This window comes from Halorhodospira sp. 9621, assembly GCF_022228055.1.
GTDB classification, from domain to species: Bacteria; Pseudomonadota; Gammaproteobacteria; order Nitrococcales; family Halorhodospiraceae; genus Halorhodospira; species Halorhodospira halophila_A.
On the sequence record NZ_JAJNRD010000086.1, the window covers coordinates 1 to 1,112 of the forward strand.

At 66.2% G+C, this 1,112-nt stretch carries 2 protein-coding genes; one reads left to right on the plus strand and one right to left on the minus strand.

Translation table 11 applies throughout. The annotated features are described in order from the left end of the window. Positions 1–21: 21 nt before the first annotated feature. Positions 22–321 (minus strand): YciI family protein, encoded by a 300-nt coding sequence (locus tag LRF89_RS13175; protein ID WP_201168748.1) that lies wholly within the window; start codon positions 319–321, stop codon positions 22–24. 88 nt (positions 322–409) lie between these two features. Here LRF89_RS13175 and LRF89_RS13180 point away from each other — a divergent pair, with 88 nt between their 5' ends. After that, positions 410–1,036: an L-threonylcarbamoyladenylate synthase gene (locus tag LRF89_RS13180; protein WP_238637362.1), complete on the plus strand. Its 627-nt coding sequence runs from the start codon at positions 410–412 to the stop codon at positions 1,034–1,036. Positions 1,037–1,112: the final 76 nt, after the last annotated feature.

Sequence of the window (1,112 nt, forward strand, 5' to 3'; positions counted from 1 at the left end):
GGCCGTGGCGATCGCACCCGATTACGGTAGCACTGGCTTGAAGGGCCGGACGTCCACCTGCGCGTAGACGCCCGCCGCCACGTAGGGGTCGGCATCCGCCCACGCCTGCGCCGCCTCTAGTGACTCGAACTCGGCGACCACCAGGCTGCCCGTGAAACCGGCCTCACCGGGGGTCTCCGTGTCCACGGCCGGATACGGCCCGGCGAGCAACAGCCGCCCCTCGTCGCGCAGCTGCTCCAGCCGTGCCAGGTGTTCCGCCCGCGCTGACTGGCGCAGCGGCAGACTGTTCTCCACGTCCCTGCTCATGATCGCGTAATACATGGGTCGTTACCTTATCGCTCCGAAAGGGGTCCGGTACAATGAAGCCGTGCCCCGGGATGGCCGGGGCGTGTCCACGGGAGAGGAAGTCATGGCGCAGTACTTTGAAGTCCATCCGGAGACGCCCCAGCAGCGCCTGATCAACCAGGCCGTGCAGACTCTTGCCGATGGGGGTGTCATCGCCTACCCGACGGATTCGAGCTACGCCCTCGGCTGTCGCCTCGGCGACAAGGCCGCCCTCGACCGCATCCGCGAGATCCGGCGTCTGGACAACAGCCATAACTTCACCATGGCGTGCAAGGATCTCAAGGATATCGGCACCTACGCCAAGATGGAAAACTACGCCTACCGCCTGCTCAAGTCCCACACACCGGGGCCGTACACCTTTATCCTGCGGGCTACGTCCGAAGTGCCCCGGCGGCTGCAGCACCCCAAGCGCAAGACCATTGGTATCCGCGTACCCGACCACACGGCCAGCCGCGCACTGCTCAACACTCTCGGCGAGCCGCTGATGAGCGTGACGCTGCAGCTGCCCGGTGACGACATGCCCCTCGACGATCCCGAGGCGATCCGTGAGCGCATCGGCAAGCTGATCGACGCCGTCGTTGCTGGCGGGCCCACCGGGGGCGGGGCGAGCACCGTGATCGATCTCACCGGTGAGGCCGCCGAGGTCATCCGCGAAGGGGTCGGCGATACCCGCGTCTTCCAGAGTGCCTGAGCGCATGGAGACGGATCGCGAACAACCATAAGGAGCCGTTGCTTGGCTAACATCAACCAACGACCCAGCCGCGGGG